Below are 13110 nucleotides of genomic sequence, written 5' to 3' on the forward strand. Positions count from 1 at the left end.
CCATGACGGTTAACGATCCGCGCATCAGCTATTTGCTCCGCCAGGGCGACACGCCTCTGATCCTCGCCCAGCGCCTGTGCGCCTGGTGCGGCCACGCGCCCGAGCTGGAAATCGATCTGGCGTTGGCCAACATCGGGCTCGATCTGCTCGGCCAGGCGCGCAACTTTCTGGGTTACGCCGCCGAACTGGCCGGCCCGCCCTGCAGCGAAGACAGCCTGGCCTTCGGCCGCGACGAGCGCCAGTTTCATAACCTGCTGTTGGCGGAGCAGCCGAACGGCGGTTTCAACGACACGCTGGTGCGTCAGTTCCTGCTCGATGCCTACCACGTACAGCTGCACCAGGCGCTGAGCCGCAGCCTCGATGTGCAGATCGCCGCCATCGCCGCCAAATCGTTGAAGGAGGCCGATTATCACCTGCGCTTCAGCCACGGCTGGATGATCCGCCTGGCTGACGGCACCGACGTCAGCCACCGCAAGATCCAGCAATCGCTGGATAACCTGTGGCGGTTCACCGCCGAGCTGTTCCACGCCGACGCGCTGGAGCTGGAACTGGCAGAACAAGGCATCGCCGTCGATCCGCGCGAACTGCAGGCCCCCTGGCAAGCGCAGGTGGAAGAGACGCTGCGCCAGGCGACGCTGGCGCTGCCTGCCGAGCAGGCGTTCCGGCACGGCGGCAAGCAAGGCCGGCACAGCGAACACCTCGGCCCGCTGCTGGCGGAAATGCAGTTCCTGCAGCGCGCCTATCCAAACGGTCAATGGTAGGAGGCCACGATGAACGTCACCCGTTTGCAACCCGCCGAAATCCCGCAGATTTGGCACTGCCTGCAGCAGATCAGCGATCCCGAACTGCCGGTGCTGTCGATCACCGATTTGGGCATGGTGCGCGACGTAGCGCGCGACGGCGCGGGCTGGCGCGTGACCTTCACCCCAACCTATTCCGGCTGCCCGGCCACCGAATTTTTGCTCAACGCCATCGAGCAGCGGCTGGCGGCCGCCGGCTTCAGCCCGGTGCAGGTGGACATTCGCCTCAGCCCGGCCTGGACCACCGACTGGATGAACGCCGACGCCCGCGAGCGGCTGCGGCAATACGGCGTAGCGCCCCCGCAGGGGCACACCTGCGATCGGCCGCACGCCCACGGCCCGGTAGCCTGCCCGCGCTGCGGCAGCACCCACAGCGAGAAGATCAGCGAGTTCGGCTCCACCGCCTGTAAAGCGCTGTACCGCTGCTGCGACTGCCGGGAACCGTTCGATTATTTCAAATGCATATAGGAGCGCTGACACCATGACGGTCTTTCATCGCCTGAACGTCGCCGCCATCGAGCGCGAAACGCCGGACGCCGTAGCCATCACCCTGCGGGTGCCCGAAGAGCTGCAAAACCAATACCGCTATACCCCCGGCCAGCACCTGACGCTCAAGGCGTTGGTCAACGGCGAAGAGCTGCGGCGTTGCTACTCCATCTGCAGTTCGCCGCAGGAAGGCCTGCTGCAGATCGGCGTGAAGGCGATTGACCAGGGGCGCTTCTCCGGCTTCGTCAACCGCATGCTGAAGGTCGGCGACGCGCTGGAGGTGATGGTGCCTCAGGGGCGCTTCGGCTACCAGCCGCAGGCAGAGCGCCACGGCAACTACCTGGCGATCGCCGCCGGCTCAGGCATCACGCCGATGCTGTCGATCATCAAGGCGACGCTGCTGCTCGAACCGGGCAGCAGCTTCACCCTGATCTACGGCAACCGCAACAGCCGTTCGATGATGTTCAAAGAGGCGCTGTCGGATCTGAAAAACCGCTACCCGCAGCGTTTTCAGCAGCTGTATCTGTTCAGCCAGGAAAGTCTCGACAGCCCGCTGCTCAGCGGCCGCATCGACCGTGAACGCCTGACGGCGATCGGCGGCGCGCTGCTGGATTTCCGCGACTATGACCACGCCTTTATCTGCGGGCCGGAATCGATGATGGACGACGCACAAACCGTGCTGGAACAGGCCGGCGTCCCGGCCAACCACATCCACAGCGAACGCTTCAACACCAGCGGCCTGGTCGTCCGCCCGCGAAGCAGCGGCGATCGCAACGCCACCCGGGTGGCGATCCTGCTCGACGGCCGCCGGTTGGATATCGAGGTCGGCGAACAGGACGACAGCATTCTCGACGCCGCGCTGCGCCAGGGCGCCGACCTGCCCTACGCCTGCAAAGGCGGCGTATGCGCCACCTGCAAATGCCGTCTGAAGGCCGGCCAGGTGGAGATGGGCGTCAACTACAGCCTGGAGCCGGATCAGCTGGCGGCAGGCTACGTATTGAGCTGCCAGTCGTGGCCGAAAGGCGACGGCGTGGTATTGGACTTCGACGTCTAGGAGCCGCGATGGACACCCCCTTTATTTTGCATCAGCAGCAGCACCGCGTGGTCACGCTGACGCTGCATCGCCCGGAGGCGCGCAACGCCCTGAGCACGCCGTGCCTGGAACAGCTGGTTGCTCGCCTGGAGCAGGCCGACGCCGACAGCGGCGTGGGCGCCGTAGTGATCGCCGGTGCGGCGCGCTTCTTCGCCGCCGGCGCCGATCTGCGCGAACTGCAACAGCAGGATCTGCCGGCCGCGCTGGCGGATCGCCGTCCGCAGCTGTGGCAGCGGCTGGCGCAGTTCAGCAAGCCCCTGCTGGCGGCGGTGAACGGTTATGCCCTGGGCGCCGGCTGCGAGCTGGCGCTGGCCTGCGACATCGTCATCGGCGGCGAAAGCGCCCGCTTCGGCCTGCCGGAGATCACCCTCGGCCTGATGCCGGGCGCCGGGGGCACCCAGCGTCTGATCCGCTGCGTCGGCAAGTCGCGCGCCAGCCAGATGGTGCTGACCGGCGAGCCCATCGACGCCTGCACCGCGTTGCAGGCCGGCCTTATCAGCGAAGTGTGCGTCGATGCCCTGACGCTGGAACGCACGCAGCAGATTGCCGATCGCATCAGCCGTCAGGCGCCGCTGGCGCTGCGCGCCGCCAAACAGGCGCTGAAACAGGCCGAGGAAATCGGCCTTAGCCAGGGGCTGACGATGGAGCGTCAGCAGTTCGTCACCCTGGCCGCCACCGACGATCGCCGCGAAGGCATCGCCGCCTTTTTCGAAAAACGTACGCCAAACTATCAGGGGCGCTGATTTATGGATAACGCATTGATTCTCAGCCATCTCGACGCCGGCGTGTTGACGCTGACCCTTAACCGGCCGGATCGGCTCAACAGCTTTAACGACGAGATGCATCGCCAGCTGAGTGAAGCGCTGACGCAAGCCGAGCGCGACGACAGCGTGCGCTGCCTGCTGATCGCCGGCGCCGGGCGCGGTTTCTGCGCCGGGCAGGATCTCAACGATCGCAACGTCAGCGCCGATCAACAGGCGCCGGATCTCGGCCTGTCGGTCGAACGTTTCTACAACCCCCTGATCCGTCGCCTGACCGCCCTGCCGAAGCCGGTGGTGTGCGCGGTCAACGGCGTGGCGGCCGGCGCCGGCGCCGCGCTGGCCCTGGCGTGCGATATCGTCATCGCCGCCGACAATGCCAGCTTCATTCAGTCTTTCTGCCGTCTGGGGCTGGTGCCTGACTCCGGCGGCAGCTGGCTCCTGCCGCGGCTGGCCGGCCACGCCCGCGCGATGGGCATGGCCATGCTGGGTGACAAAATCAGCGCCCAACAGGCGCTGGCGTGGGGCATGATCTGGCAGGTAGTGCCGGCGGATGAATTGGCCGACCGCACGCAAACGCTGGCGCGCCATCTGGCCACCCAGCCGACCTACGGTCTGGGGCTGATCAAGAAAGCCCTCTACAGCTCGGCCACCAACAGCCTCGATCAGCAGCTCGATCTGGAGCGCGATCTGCAGCGCCTGGGCGGCCGCAGCGACGACTATCGCGAAGGCGTCAGCGCGTTCTTTGCCAAACGCACGCCAAACTTCAGCGGGAAATAGCCATGAACGCGCCCCTTCTTAACGGCCAGGTGGCGGTGATCGGCGCCGGCACCATGGGTATCGGCATAGCCCAGGTGGCCGCCGCCGCCGGCCACCCGGTGCGGCTGTTCGATATCGCGCCCGCCGCCGCCCAGCGCGCGATCGACGATCTCGCTCGCCGCCTGCGCCAGCGGGTCGACGACGGCAAGGCCGACGCCGCGCCCACCGAAGCCCTGCTGGCGCGCCTCGAATGCGCCGACTCGCTCGAGCAGCTGGCCGACTGCACGCTGGTGATTGAAGCGGTGGCGGAAAATTTGGCGATCAAACAGGGCCTGTTCCGCGATCTGGAGGCGCTCTGCGCACCCACGACGCTGTTCGCCAGCAATACCTCTTCGCTGTCGATCACCGCCATCGCCGGGGCACTGCAACACCCGGCCCGCATGGCCGGGCTGCACTTCTTCAACCCGGCGCCGCTGATGAAGCTGGTGGAGATCGTCAGCGGCCTGGAGACCGGCGCCGAGACCCTCGCCGCGCTGCAGGCCCTGGCACAGCGCTGGGGTAAGCAGAGCGTCGTGTGCCGCTCGACGCCGGGATTTATCGTCAACCGCGTGGCGCGGCCGTTCTATGCCGAAACCCTGCGCGCGCTGGAGGAACAGGTGGCCGACGCCGCCACGCTGGATACGGTATTGCGCGACGCCGGCGGCTTCGCCATGGGCCCGCTGCAATTGACCGATCTGATCGGCCAGGACGTCAATTACGCCGTGACCGAATCGGTGTATCAGGCCTTCTATCAGGATCCGCGCTTCACGCCCTCACTGGTGCAGCAGGAGTTGGTGGCCGCCGGGCACCTCGGCCGTAAATCCGGCCGCGGTTTCTACCGCTACGACGCCCCGCGATCCGCCGCCGCGATCACCTTTGCGCCACCGGCGCAGGCCGCACTGCCGCAACGCGTTACGCTGCACGGCGACTGGTCTTCGCTGGCCGATTTGGCGCAGCTGTTAAGCGAAAATGCGGGGGCGATCAAACAACCTGGCCAGACCAGCCCACACGTCACGATCGACGACGTTACACTGATGTTAACCAATGGTAAAACCGCCGGCCAACTGGCCGACGAACGTGGAACGCCCGTGGTGCTGTTCGATCTCTGTGCCGACTATGCGCACGCCTCCGCCATCGCCATCAGCTGCGCGGCGCAAAACGATGCGCAACACAATGCCAAAGCGATTCGCCTGCTGCAGTCCCTCGGCAAGCAGGTCATTCCGTTGCCGGATTACCCCGGCCTGCTGACGATGCGCACCCTGGCCATGCTGGCCAACGAAGCGCTCGACGTGGTGAACAAAGGCGTCGCCAGCGCCGAAGATACCGATCTGGCGATGCTGCGCGGCGTCAACTATCCGCGCGGCCCGCTGGCCTGGGGCGCCGCGCTCGGCTGGCGCCACATTCTGGCAACGCTGGAAAATCTGCAACGCTATTACGGCGAAGCGCGCTATCGCCCGATGCCGCTGCTGCGCCGCTACGCTTCCCCCGCCTCTTTCCCAGGAGCCGAACGATGAACGCCAATACGCCGCGCGCGCTGGCTCAGCGCTGCGCCGAACAGATGTTCCAACAAGATACCTGCGCTCAGGCGATGGGGATGCACATCGATGCCGTCGACGCCGGGTACGCTCAGGTCAGCATGACCGTCGGCCCGCAGATGCTCAACGGTCACCAGACCTGCCACGGCGGCCAGCTGTTCAGCCTGGCGGACACCGCCTTCGCCTACGCCTGCAACAGCCAGGGGCTGGCGGCGGTGGCCTCCGGCTGCAGCATCGACTTCGTCCGCCCGGCGCTGGCCGGCGATCGCCTCACCGCCAGCGCGGCGGTGCGCCATCAGGGCAAAGCCACCGGGCTGTATGACGTCGAAATCGTTAACCAACTGGGCAAAACCGTCGCCTGGTTCCGCGGCCGCGCGCACCGCCTCGGCCACAGCATTTTAGGAGATCAGGCATGAATCAGGCATTTATCTGCGACGGCGTGCGTACCCCGATCGGCCGCTATGGCGGAGCGCTGGCCCAGGTGCGCGCCGACGACCTCGCCGCCCTGCCGCTGCGCGTGCTGTTGGAACGCCATCCGCAGGTAGATTGGGCGCAGCTGGACGACGTGATCCTCGGCTGCGCCAACCAGGCCGGGGAAGACAACCGCAACCTGGCACGCATGGCGCTGCTGCTGGCCGGCGTGCCGGTCGGCGTGTCCGGCACCACGGTGAACCGCCTGTGCGGTTCGGGCCTGGATGCGCTGGCGATGGCGGCGCGCAGCATCAAGGCCGGTGACGCCGGGCTGTTGCTGGCGGGCGGCGCGGAATCGATGACCCGCGCGCCGCTGGTGATGGGCAAGGCAGACAGTGCCTTCAGCCGCCAGGCGCAGCTGTACGACACCACCCTCGGCTGGCGCTTCGTCAATCCGCGGATGCAGGCCGAGTTCGGCATTGATTCAATGCCGGAGACCGCCGAAAACGTCGCGGCGCAGTTCAACATCAGCCGTGCCGATCAGGACGCCTTTGCGCTGCGCAGCCAGCAGCGCGCCGCCCGGGCGCAGGCGCAGGGCCACCTGGCGCAGGAGATAGCCCCGGTCAGCCTCACCGGCAAAAAAGGCGCGGTGACGCTGTTCAGCCAGGATGAACACCCGCGCCCCGACACCACCTTTGATCAGCTGCAGGCGCTGAAAACCCCGTTTCGTCAGCCCGGCAGCGTCACCGCCGGCAACGCCTCGGGCCTGAACGACGGTGCGGCGGCCCTGATCGTCGCCTCCGAAGCGATGGCGGCGCGCCAGGGGCTGACGCCGCGCGCGCGCATCGTTGCCACCGCCACCTGCGGCGTGGAGCCGCGGCTGATGGGCATCGGCCCGCTGCCGGCCACCCGCAAGGTGCTGGAAATCGCCGGGCTGAGCCTGGCGCAGATGGACGTTATCGAACTGAACGAAGCGTTCGCCGCCCAGGCGTTGGCAGTGATGCGCCAGCTTGGCCTGCCGGACGATGCCCCGCAGGTCAACCCCAACGGCGGCGCGATCGCCCTGGGGCATCCGCTGGGCATGAGCGGCGCGCGCCTGGCGCTGGCCGCCCTGTTTGAACTGGAACGGCGAGCCGGCCGCTACGCGCTTTGCACCATGTGCATCGGCGTCGGCCAAGGCATCGCCATGATCATTGAGCGTGTCTGACCCCTGAGGCTAACCATGACAATAAATCCACAGCCCCTCGAAACGATCGAATTCGCCTCGCGCGATGAGATTGAAGCGTTGCAGCTGACGCGTCTGAAGTGGACGCTGCACCACGCCTACGACAATGTGCCGATGTACAAACGCAAATTTGACCAGGCCGGCGTGCACCCCGACGATCTCAAACAGCTGAGCGATCTGGCGCGCTTCCCCTACACCACCAAGCAGGATCTGCGCGACAACTACCCGTTCGACACCTTCGCGGTGCCGATGGAACAGGTGGTGCGCATCCACGCCTCCTCGGGCACCACCGGCCGCCCGACGGTGGTGGGTTACACCCAGCGCGACATCGATAACTGGGCCGATATCGTCGCCCGCTGTCTGCGCGCCGGCGGCGCCACCGCCAAAGACAAGGTGCACGTCGCCTACGGTTACGGCCTGTTCACCGGCGGCCTGGGCGCACACTACGGCGCAGAGCGGCTCGGCGCGACGGTGATCCCGATGTCCGGCGGCCAGACGGAACGCCAGGCGCAGCTGATCCTCGATTTCAAACCCGACATCATCATGGTGACGCCGTCCTATTGCCTGACGCTGATCGACGAGCTGGAGCGCAAGATGGGCGGCGACGCGCGCGGCTGCTCGCTGCGGCTCGGCGTGTTCGGTGCTGAACCCTGGACCGAAGCCCTGCGCCACGAGATCGAAACCCGCATGGGCATCAAGGCGCTGGATATTTACGGCCTGTCGGAAGTGATGGGGCCGGGCGTGGCGATGGAGTGTCTGGAGAGCGGCGGCGGCCCTACCATTTGGGAAGACCACTTCCTGCCGGAGATCATCTGCCCGGAAACCGGCATTGCTCTGCCGGACGGCGAACACGGCGAACTGGTGTTCACCACCCTGACCAAAGAAGCGCTACCGGTGATCCGCTACCGCACCCGCGATCTCACCCGGCTGCTGCCGGGCGACGCGCGCCAAATGCGCCGCATGGGCAAGATCACCGGCCGCTCCGACGACATGCTGATCATCCGCGGCGTCAACGTCTTCCCGTCGCAGGTGGAAGAGCAGATCATGCAGTTCGAGCAGCTGTCGCCGCACTACCAGCTGCAGGTCAGCCGCAGCGGGCACCTGGACACGCTGGCGGTGCGTGTCGAGCTCAAGGAGTCGGCGCTCAGCCTCAGCCACCAGCAGCGTTGCGACATCTGCCACCAGCTACGCCACCACATCAAATCGATCGTGGGCGTCAGCACCGACGTCAGCATCGCCAACTGCGGCGATATTCCGCGCTCGGAAGGCAAAGCGCAGCGCGTGGTCGATTTGCGGCCGCGCTGAGGCGCACGGCGTCACGGATGACGCCGCCTTAAATTATGGTAATGTTATGGCTCATCGAAGGCTAACCCATGGAAAAATATGGAACATAAACTGGATGAGTTCATTCGCCATGCCGTCGACGCGCAGCCGATCAGCGGCACCTCGCTGATCATTTCGCTGTACGGCGACGCGCTCAGCCACCGCGGCGGCGAAGTGTGGCTCGGCAGCCTGAGCGCGCTGCTGGAGGCCTTCGGCTTCGGCGATCGCTTCGTGCGCACCTCGGTGTTCCGCCTGCAGAAAGAGGGTTGGCTGGCGGTGGAAAAAATAGGCCGCCGCAGCTTCTACCGCGTGACCGAGCAAGGGATGCGCCAGTTCCGCCACGCCGAATCGAAAATCTATCTGCGCGAGCAGCCCGCCTGGGACGGCAAGTGGGAGCTGTTGCTGCTGGAAAGCGCCGAAAAAAACGAGCGCGCGCGGCTGAAAAAAGAGCTGGGCTGGCTCGGGTTCGGGCAAATCGCCAGCAACCTGATGGCCGCCCCCACCCATGCGCAAACCGACGTGACGGCACTGCTCGGCGAGCTGAACGCCAGCGAGCAGGTGATTTACTTCCGCGCCGATTATCCCTATAACCGCTCCGAGCAAACCCTGCAGAACTTGGTGGCCGACTGCTGGTCGCTAAACGAGGTGGCGGCCGGCTATCACGAGTTTATCGTCTCCTTCCGGCCGCTGATGGCGCTGCTGCGCGAAGTCGACCCGTCGGCGCTGACGCCGCTGCGCTGTTTCCAGATTAAGCTATTATTGATTCACTTCTTCCGTCGCGTGGTGTTGAAAGATCCGCTGCTGCCGGACGCGCTGCTGCCCGCGCAGTGGGAGGGCCAGATCGCCCGCAACCTGTGCATCAATCTTTATCAACAGGTCGATCGCGCCGCAACGGAATATGTCAGCGCGCTGGCGGAAACCACCATCGGCGCCCTGCCCGCGCCGGCCGCCGGCTACTATCGGCGCTTCGGCGGCCTGCCGCGCGACCCTACATTTTAAGGAACTCACGCTATGCCTGTGTATCAGATTGACGGCCTGACGCCGGTCGTCGACCCCAGCAGTTACGTGCACCCGACGGCGGTGCTGATCGGCGACGTGATCGTCGGCAAGCACGTATACATCGGCCCGAATGCCAGCCTGCGCGGCGATTTTGGCCGCCTGGTGATCTGCGACGGCGCCAACATTCAGGATAACTGCGTGATGCACGGCTTCCCGCAGCAGGACACGGTGGTGGAAGAAGACGGCCATATCGGCCACGGCGCCATCCTGCACGGCTGCCGCATTCGCCGCAATGCGATGGTGGGCATGAACGCGGTGGTGATGGACGGCGCGGAAATCGGCGAGAACACCATCGTCGGCGCGATGGCGTTCGTCAAAGCCGCGGCGGTGATCGAAGCCAACAAGCTGGTGGTCGGCAGCCCGGCGCGCGTGCTGCGCGATCTGACCGAACAGGAATTGGCCTGGAAGATCGCAGGCACCCGCGAGTATCAGGATCTGGTACAGCGCTGCAAATCCTCGCTGCACGAAGTGGCGCCGCTGACCGAAATCGAACCGGGCCGCCAACGCCTGAGCTTCGGCGACCACCTGATCCCGAAAAGCCAGCTGTAATCCCCGGGGCTGAGGAACGCCTCAGCCCCTTCCCTTATTACTCCACCTCCGGCGCCTTGAACGGCGACGGCACGGCCGCGCGGCGGCTCTGGACGTGATAAGCCACCACCAGCAGCAAGGTGAACGGAATACCGAACCACAGCGTCATGCGGAAGAATTCGGTAAACGCCGTCGAGATCATCAGCGCCGCCATCAGCCCGGCACCCAGCAAGGTGGTATACGGGAACCCCCACATGCGGAACTTCAGGTGGGTCTGCCGATGCCGGCGGCGGAAGAACAGGTGGGTGACGAAAATCATCAGCCAGGTAAAGCAGGCGCCATACACCGAAATAGACATCATGGCGGCGAACGACGTTTCCGGTGCCACCAGGCTCAGCACGATAGACACCACGATGCCGATGCACGACATCGCCAGCGCATTGACCGGAATGCCACGCCGGCTGACGCGCCCCAACGCCGCCGGCGCCTGCCCGGCGCGCGACAGCGAGAACATCATGCGGGTGGTGATATACAGCTGGCTGTTCATCGCCGACAGCGCCGCCACCAGCACGATAAAGTTGAAAATACCGGCGGCAGCGGGCAGATGGATCACGTTCATCGCCATCAGGAACGGGCTTTCGCCGGTGCCGGACTGCCGCCAGGGCACGATGGCCAGCATCAGGGCGATCGACAGCATGTAGAAGATGAACAGCCGCACGATGGTGCCCTTGAACGCTGCCTTCACCGCAATCACCGGATTTTTCGCCTCGCCGGCGGCCACCGCGATCATTTCAATGCTCAGGTAGCTGAAGATGGACACGATCACCGCGAACCACATGCCCTTGATGCCAAACGGCATAAAGCCGCCGGCGGTCAGGTTGCGCAGGCCGTAGGCCGGGTTGCCCGAGAACGCCAGAATGCCGATGCCGATCAGAATGAACGCCACGATCGCCGTCACTTTGACGGTGGACAGCGCGTATTCCACCTGGCCGAACGACTTCACGCCGATCACGTTGACGATGATTACCGCCGCCGAGAACAGCAGCACCCACGGCCAGGTCGGCGTCGCCGGGAACCAGAACTGCATGTACATGCCGATGGCGGTGACTTCGGTGCCCACCGCCAGCACCACGCAAGACCAGTAGGAATAGCGCACCAGAAAACCGAACAGCGGGCCGAGGTAGAATTCGGCATAGTCGCCGAACGAACCGGGCGTCGGGTGTTCGGAGGTCATTTCCGCCAGGCTGCCCATCAACAGCAGCGCAATAACGCCGCCGATCAGGTAGCTCAGCAATACCGACGGCCCCGCCATCTGAATGGCGTAGGCGCTGCCGAGAAACAGCCCGGTGCCGATGGCGCCGCCGATCGCCAGCATCGACATCTGCCCGGCGGTAAGATGCTTGTTCAACCCGCCCTGACGGCGGGCGATATGCTCAAAATCATTCATCTGTGGCATGGCTGTGTTCCCGAGCGAAGTTAGGCGGTACGGGTGACGTCGAGAATGGCGGCGGTCACGTAGTCGATATTGCCGGGGTTGAGCCCCGGCAGGCACATGCGGCCGGGCGAAACCAGATAGATGGCATAGCGCTGCCGCAGGGTCTGCAGCTGCGCTTCGTTCAGGCCGGTATAGCTGAACATGCCGCGCTGATCGCGTATGCGCCGGTGATCCAGCGAAGAACCTCCCCGCGCCAGGCCGGCGGCCAGCTGCTCACGCATCTGCTTGATGCGCACGCGCATTTCCGCCAGCTCATTGCGCCAAAGCTCACCGAGTTCGGCGTCGCCGAGCAGGGTTTCCACGATCTGGCTGCCGTGCGTCGGCGGGCAGGAGTAGCTGCGGCGGATCAGCGTTTTTAACGCGCCTTTGACGTTAGCGGCGTTTTCCGCATCGGCGCAGCGCACCGACAGCGCGCCCAGCCGCTGGCCGTACAGCGCCACGTTTTTGGAAAACGAGTTGCAGACCAAAAACGGCAGATCGGTTTTCAGCGCTTCGCGCAACGCCAAGCAGTCCTCCTCCAGCCCGTCGCCGAAGCCCTGATAGGCGAGATCGAACAGCGGCAGCAGGTGACGCCGCTGCAGCACGGCGAGCGTGGCGCGCCACTGCTCCGCCGTCAGATCGGTGCCGGTAGGGTTATGGCAGCAAGGATGCAACAGGACTACGCTGCCGGGCGGCAGGCTGTCCAGCGCGTCGAGCATGGCGGCGAAACGCAGGCCGCCCGCCGCTTCGTCAAAGTAGGGATAGGTATTCACCCGCAGCCCGGCGCCTTCAAATATCGCCCAGTGATTGGCCCAGGTGGGATCGGACACCCAAATGTCACCGCGCGCCAGAAAGTGGCGCAAAAAATCCGCCGCCAACTTTAGCGCACCGGAGCCGCCGACGGTCTGCACCGTGGCGATCTCGACCGCCTGTTGCTCGCCGAACAGCAGCGCCTGCACCTGGCGAGCGAACTGCGGCGAACCTTCGATCGGCGGATAACCGTGCGGGCGACGCAGCGCCAGCAACCGCTGCTCGGCGGCCTCCACCGCCTGCATCAGCGGAATATTCCCCTGCCGGTCGTAATAGAGTCCAATGCCTAAATTCACTTTTTTCGGATTGGGGTCCTGCAAATAGGCTTCCATCAGCGACATAATAGGATCGGCTGCAGAAGGTGCAATCTGTTTAAACATGACGCATCCTTAACTCGTTATTGAATTAATATGAAGACAGACTTAATAAAAATTAAATCAGGCGATGGCGCTGACGGTGATTTCTATTTTCATTCCCGGCACCACCAGTTTTTCGACAATAACCGTGGAACGATTGGGATAAGGATAATTAAAGTATTTCCGGTAAATATCATCGAGCAATTTAACGTCGTTGACGTCGGTAAGATAAACGATCACCTGCAGTACCTTATCGCTGTGGCTGCCCGCCGCCTTCAACGTCTGCGCCAGGTTATCGAAGGTTAACGCAATCTGTTGCTCCGGCGCGCCGGTCTCGATGCTGCCGTCCGCCCGCACCGGGCCGTGGGCGGTAAACAGCATGCCGCCGCCCCGGGTGGCCCAGGAAAAAGGCTGGCCGATGTCCGGCAGCCCGGTCTCTACGATCTCGCGCATG

The 13110-nt window shown here is 64.8% G+C and carries 14 protein-coding genes; 11 read left to right on the forward strand and 3 right to left on the reverse strand.

Going from position 1 to position 13110, the window contains the following annotated elements; translation table 11 throughout:
* Positions 1-2 precede the first annotated feature (2 nt).
* From paaC to paaY, 11 genes are all read left to right on the forward strand, one after another.
* A complete protein-coding gene (gene paaC, locus V8N38_RS15580; protein ID WP_147839783.1) occupies positions 3-761 on the forward strand; it encodes a 1,2-phenylacetyl-CoA epoxidase subunit PaaC in 759 nt (252 codons plus the stop codon).
* Between the two features lie 9 nt (positions 762-770).
* Complete coding sequence (gene paaD / locus V8N38_RS15585; RefSeq protein ID WP_033653577.1) at positions 771-1268, forward strand: 1,2-phenylacetyl-CoA epoxidase subunit PaaD; 498 nt, start codon at positions 771-773, stop codon at positions 1266-1268.
* Between the two features lie 13 nt (positions 1269-1281).
* Complete coding sequence (gene paaE, locus V8N38_RS15590) at positions 1282-2340, forward strand: 1,2-phenylacetyl-CoA epoxidase subunit PaaE (RefSeq protein ID WP_060420583.1); 1059 nt, start codon at positions 1282-1284, stop codon at positions 2338-2340.
* Between the two features lie 8 nt (positions 2341-2348).
* Entirely contained in the window at positions 2349-3122 is a 774-nt protein-coding gene (paaF, locus tag V8N38_RS15595) for a 2,3-dehydroadipyl-CoA hydratase PaaF (RefSeq protein WP_060439667.1), read from the forward strand.
* Between the two features lie 3 nt (positions 3123-3125).
* Positions 3126-3917 (forward strand): 2-(1,2-epoxy-1,2-dihydrophenyl)acetyl-CoA isomerase PaaG, encoded by a 792-nt coding sequence (gene paaG, locus V8N38_RS15600; RefSeq protein ID WP_060439665.1) that lies wholly within the window; start codon positions 3126-3128, stop codon positions 3915-3917.
* Between the two features lie 2 nt (positions 3918-3919).
* The gene (locus V8N38_RS15605; protein WP_147839782.1) at positions 3920-5449 is read left to right on the forward strand and encodes a 3-hydroxyacyl-CoA dehydrogenase; all 1530 of its coding nucleotides are present in this window, start codon (positions 3920-3922) and stop codon (positions 5447-5449) included.
* A complete protein-coding gene (gene paaI / locus V8N38_RS15610) occupies positions 5446-5886 on the forward strand; it encodes a hydroxyphenylacetyl-CoA thioesterase PaaI (protein ID WP_016927190.1) in 441 nt (146 codons plus the stop codon). Before V8N38_RS15605 ends, paaI begins: the two co-directional genes overlap by 4 nt.
* Positions 5883-7088, forward strand: coding sequence for a 3-oxoadipyl-CoA thiolase (pcaF, locus tag V8N38_RS15615; protein WP_087763113.1), 1206 nt, complete (start codon positions 5883-5885; stop codon positions 7086-7088). The genes paaI and pcaF overlap by 4 nt, the downstream gene beginning before the upstream one ends.
* 15 nt (positions 7089-7103) lie before the next feature.
* Positions 7104-8411 (forward strand): phenylacetate--CoA ligase PaaK, encoded by a 1308-nt coding sequence (paaK, locus tag V8N38_RS15620; RefSeq protein WP_049201370.1) that lies wholly within the window; start codon positions 7104-7106, stop codon positions 8409-8411.
* A gap of 78 nt (positions 8412-8489) precedes the next feature.
* Positions 8490-9428 carry a phenylacetic acid degradation operon negative regulatory protein PaaX gene (gene paaX / locus V8N38_RS15625; protein ID WP_060420571.1) on the forward strand — a complete coding sequence of 313 codons (939 nt, stop codon included), beginning with the start codon at positions 8490-8492 and terminating at the stop codon, positions 9426-9428.
* 12 nt (positions 9429-9440) lie between these two features.
* A complete protein-coding gene (gene paaY, locus V8N38_RS15630; protein ID WP_021505794.1) occupies positions 9441-10037 on the forward strand; it encodes a phenylacetic acid degradation protein PaaY in 597 nt (198 codons plus the stop codon).
* Between the two features lie 37 nt (positions 10038-10074).
* On the opposite strand, the gene V8N38_RS15635 is transcribed toward paaY, so the two are convergent.
* From V8N38_RS15635 to V8N38_RS15645, 3 genes are read right to left on the reverse strand one after another with little or no spacing between them, the layout of a single operon-like run.
* Positions 10075-11472: an amino acid permease gene (locus tag V8N38_RS15635; RefSeq protein WP_147839781.1), complete on the reverse strand. Its 1398-nt coding sequence runs from the start codon at positions 11470-11472 to the stop codon at positions 10075-10077.
* 20 nt (positions 11473-11492) lie between these two features.
* Entirely contained in the window at positions 11493-12680 is a 1188-nt protein-coding gene (locus V8N38_RS15640; protein WP_147839780.1) for an aromatic amino acid transaminase, read from the reverse strand.
* Between the two features lie 57 nt (positions 12681-12737).
* Positions 12738-13109 carry a RidA family protein gene (locus tag V8N38_RS15645; RefSeq protein WP_060420560.1) on the reverse strand — a complete coding sequence of 124 codons (372 nt, stop codon included), beginning with the start codon at positions 13107-13109 and terminating at the stop codon, positions 12738-12740.
* Between the last annotated feature and the right edge of the window lies 1 nt (position 13110).

The sequence above is a fragment of the Serratia nevei genome (assembly GCF_037948395.1).
In the GTDB taxonomy this organism is placed as follows: Bacteria; Pseudomonadota; Gammaproteobacteria; order Enterobacterales; family Enterobacteriaceae; genus Serratia; species Serratia nevei.

Bases quoted from the DNA above. Each gene is read 5' to 3' on its own strand.
- paaC (WP_147839783.1), top strand. From the start codon at position 3: ATGACGGTTAACGATCCGCGCATCAGCTATTTGCTCCGCCAGGGCGAC.
- paaD (WP_033653577.1), top strand. From the start codon at position 771: ATGAACGTCACCCGTTTGCAACCCGCCGAAATCCCGCAGATTTGGCAC.
- paaE (WP_060420583.1), top strand. From the start codon at position 1,282: ATGACGGTCTTTCATCGCCTGAACGTCGCCGCCATCGAGCGCGAAACG.
- paaF (WP_060439667.1), top strand. From the start codon at position 2,349: ATGGACACCCCCTTTATTTTGCATCAGCAGCAGCACCGCGTGGTCACG.
- paaG (WP_060439665.1), top strand. From the start codon at position 3,126: ATGGATAACGCATTGATTCTCAGCCATCTCGACGCCGGCGTGTTGACG.
- V8N38_RS15605 (WP_147839782.1), top strand. From the start codon at position 3,920: ATGAACGCGCCCCTTCTTAACGGCCAGGTGGCGGTGATCGGCGCCGGC.
- paaI (WP_016927190.1), top strand. From the start codon at position 5,446: ATGAACGCCAATACGCCGCGCGCGCTGGCTCAGCGCTGCGCCGAACAG.
- pcaF (WP_087763113.1), top strand. From the start codon at position 5,883: ATGAATCAGGCATTTATCTGCGACGGCGTGCGTACCCCGATCGGCCGC.
- paaK (WP_049201370.1), top strand. From the start codon at position 7,104: ATGACAATAAATCCACAGCCCCTCGAAACGATCGAATTCGCCTCGCGC.
- paaX (WP_060420571.1), top strand. From the start codon at position 8,490: ATGGAACATAAACTGGATGAGTTCATTCGCCATGCCGTCGACGCGCAG.
- paaY (WP_021505794.1), top strand. From the start codon at position 9,441: ATGCCTGTGTATCAGATTGACGGCCTGACGCCGGTCGTCGACCCCAGC.
- V8N38_RS15635 (WP_147839781.1), bottom strand. From the start codon at position 11,472: ATGCCACAGATGAATGATTTTGAGCATATCGCCCGCCGTCAGGGCGGG.
- V8N38_RS15640 (WP_147839780.1), bottom strand. From the start codon at position 12,680: ATGTTTAAACAGATTGCACCTTCTGCAGCCGATCCTATTATGTCGCTG.
- V8N38_RS15645 (WP_060420560.1), bottom strand. From the start codon at position 13,109: ATGCGCGAGATCGTAGAGACCGGGCTGCCGGACATCGGCCAGCCTTTT.